Below are 3,400 nucleotides of genomic sequence, written 5' to 3' on the forward strand. Positions count from 1 at the left end.
ATTATGATGAGTGGAGAAATCTGTAAAGTCATAGTAGAAATTTCATACCAACTTTATATTTTCTATGACTTTTTCCCGCTCTTAGCCGCGGGGGCTAGTCCTTTTTCTTTAGGAAAAAAGGGACCAAGCCGAGGCTCTTCGCCGAGACCATGAGAGCCGTTAAAAAACAATAAACCAAATTCGAATAAACCCCACCGCTGCGTCTGATGCTATGAAAGGTTCTGCGAAGGCTAGGGTTGTCATTGCCGCACCAGCCGAGGCGGAAGAAGCGTGAACGGAGGGACTTGCTAGGTGATCCTGCTAAATAATTTTGTTTGGGTTTTATAGCATGTTTTTAAAAAAGCTGTCAAATGAACTGGGGGTTTAGGCGTCATGCATGTCCCCCTCTAGTCCAAAGGACTCCTTCGGAGAGGGGGGTTAGGGGGGATGTCTTGTCCTGAATTAGGTTTATACAAAAAGTAAACAAATGAAAGAAGAATTAAACTCATTTTAGGACAAGACACAATAAAATCAATTTAAATAAATGTAAATTAGTAATGTTTACAATAACCTTAAATAAGTAATAATTCCGAACCGAGATTCGATTTTTCAAAAAAACGATACAATAATTGACTAACCAGATCATTAAATCCACATGAAAAAGATTACATTTTTAATTACATCGCTTATTTTCATCATCAATCTATCTGCACAATCGCAGAATCTTTTCAATGAAACAGCCGAACAGAAAAAAGAACGGATGGCATGGTGGGTGAACGACCGTTTCGGAATGTTTATTCATTGGGGATTATACTCCCTGCCTGCCCGTCATGAATGGGTAAGAAACAAAGAACAGATAAGCAATGAAGATTATCAAAAGTATTTCGATAATTTCAATCCCGACCTGTATAATCCGCGTGAATGGGCAAAGACAGCCAAAGCAGCAGGTATGAAATATGCCGTGATCACCACAAAGCATCACGAAGGGTTTACCCTTTTCGATTCAAAATTTACCAATTATAAATCGACTAAAACGGCTTATGGTAAAGACCTTTTGAGAGAATGGGTCGATGCTTTTAGGGCAGAAGGAATAAAAATCGGGTTTTATTATAGCCTGATTGATTGGCATCATCCTGACTTTACAGTGGATTATATTCACCCGCTGCGCACAAGCGACAAGGCTAAGTTAGCAGAGCTTAATAAGGGTCGTGATATGAACAAATACCGTGAGTATTTGCACAATCAGGTTCGTGAGTTAATGACTAATTACGGCAAGGTGGATTTGCTTTGGTTAGATTATTCCTACCCTGGTGAAGGGGGCAAAGGTCATGAAGATTGGAATTCGGAGAAGCTGCTGAAAATGGTGCGCCAGCTGCAGCCAGGGGTTTTGGTAAACGACCGACTAGATTTAAATAAAGATGAAAGCGCATGGGATTTTATTACTCCTGAACAGTTTAAAGTGGCCAAATGGCCCGAAATAAATGGGAAACAGGTGCCTTGGGAAACCTGCCAAACATTCAGTGGTTCATGGGGATACTATCGCGATGAAGCCACATGGAAAAATACAGATCAGCTACTTACGCTACTCATCGAATCGGTAAGTAAAGGCGGAAATCTGTTAATGAATGTAGGTCCTACCGCTCGCGGTATGTTTGATGAAAGGGCCGAAAAAGCGCTTAGTAATATGGGTGAATGGATGAAATTTAATAGTCGCTCTATTTATGGTTGCACGCAGGCTCCTGCAGAATTTAAAGCTCCAGAAAATAGTATTCTGACCTATAATCCTATCACAAAGCGATTGTACATTCATTTGCTGACTTATCCACTTCAAAACCTGACTTTACCCAACTTCAAAGGGAAAGTTAAATATGCCCAATTCCTACACGATGCTTCTGAAATTAAAATCACAGCAAAGCAAAGTATTTGGATAAAGGAAGAAGTGAACTCCAACGATTTGAACCTGAATTTGCCAGTAATCAAACCGAATGTAGTGATCCCGGTCATTGAATTGATATTGAATTAGATAGGTAAGGCCTTGAGTTTTCGATTTTTAATAATACATAAATGATATAGCCAATTAAAAAAAATGTCATGGATTTGTCCCTATAATGTGTTTTAGGTTAAAAAGCCCATTTATTATTGAAAATTTGGGTTTTGTAATTTTTCCTTACGCACCGGACCGGAAATCCGAGTTTAATCCTATTTAACACTAAACCCCTACATCAATAACATATAAGGGGTTTATATTTATGTTGTTCTCTTCTAAATGGTTATAAATTATTAATAGTTTAGGTGCTACCTCCCGTTTCAAATTAGGATAGGGGGGGTATATCATTAAATTTAAATCTAAAAATTGCTGCTTTTTTTAAAACCTTTAATCGCATAATGCTTTAAGGGGTTAAAGAAACTGAATATAAGTCTCGACTATTATTGAGGGATTTGTAGCTATAACTCTTTGATGATTTATATGAATAAAACAATATATTAGACTCTAATTAAAAAGAAAAATAATTTCGTCGATACGATCAAATTTTAGCGTTTTGGCGAAATTTTGTTTCGTTTATATATGAGTTATGTGCAACTTTAACCAAAGTAACGTAAAACAAAAAACAATTGAATTTTGAATATAGAAATAAGAAAAATCGACAAAGACGAATATGGATTGGTTGCAGATATGTTCAATAAGTATCGAGTTTTTTACAAGCAAGCTTCTGACCTTGAACTAGCAAAAGAATATCTTAGAGAAAGACTTTCAAACAATGAAGCACAGGTTTTTTTGGCTTACGATAGTATTGCCTCTGAGGTCTTAGGATTTACACTGTTGTATGCAAGATTTTCTTCGGTTTCTACCATTAAGAATTGGCACATTGGCGATTTATACGTTGAACCAAATCAACGAAAACGAGGAATAGGACAAAAATTATTACAAACTGCTGTTGACTTTGCAACCGAAGAAAAGGCAAAATTCGTTTCATTAAACACCGCAAAAGACAATTTTACAGCACAAAAGGTGTATGAAGATTTTGGGTTTGACAAACGAGATTATTTACCAGAATATTTCTATTATCAATATGATTTATGATAAACTATAACGATAAAATATTTAGACCAATAAGCAACACAGAAAGTGGCGAAACATCTAATGAAACCATTTTTAAATATCAACAAACTGGAAATATTCTGACATCACAGTATTCTGGCGGAAAAATTAAATATGGTCATTTGATTGGTTTGGTCGATATAGACGGAAATATAAAAATGTGTTATCATCAGGTAAACGACAAGAACGAATTGATGACAGGAATTTGCAAATCTACGCCCGAAAGACTTAAAAATGGAAAAATCAGACTTCACGAAAGTTGGGAATGGACTTCTGGCGACAAATCAAAAGGTCAATCAATAATTGAAGAACAATAAAAGC

Annotated in this window: 3 protein-coding genes; all 3 read left to right on the plus strand. The window is 36.3% G+C overall.

What is annotated here, in order from left to right:
• Positions 1 to 634 precede the first annotated feature (634 nt).
• Positions 635 to 2,002: an alpha-L-fucosidase gene (locus ACILQF_RS11860; RefSeq protein WP_395627616.1), complete on the plus strand. Its 1,368-nt coding sequence runs from the start codon at positions 635 to 637 to the stop codon at positions 2,000 to 2,002.
• A 597-nt stretch (positions 2,003 to 2,599) separates the two neighbouring features.
• Positions 2,600 to 3,061 (plus strand): GNAT family N-acetyltransferase, encoded by a 462-nt coding sequence (locus ACILQF_RS11865; RefSeq protein ID WP_395627617.1) that lies wholly within the window; start codon positions 2,600 to 2,602, stop codon positions 3,059 to 3,061.
• On the plus strand, positions 3,058 to 3,396 hold the full coding sequence (locus ACILQF_RS11870) for a n-acetylglutamate synthase (RefSeq protein WP_395627618.1): 339 nt from the start codon (positions 3,058 to 3,060) through the stop codon (positions 3,394 to 3,396). The genes ACILQF_RS11865 and ACILQF_RS11870 overlap by 4 nt, the downstream gene beginning before the upstream one ends.
• Positions 3,397 to 3,400 lie beyond the last annotated feature (4 nt).

It is taken from the genome of Daejeonella sp., from assembly GCF_044232565.1.
Taxonomy (GTDB): Bacteria; Bacteroidota; Bacteroidia; order Sphingobacteriales; family Sphingobacteriaceae; genus Daejeonella.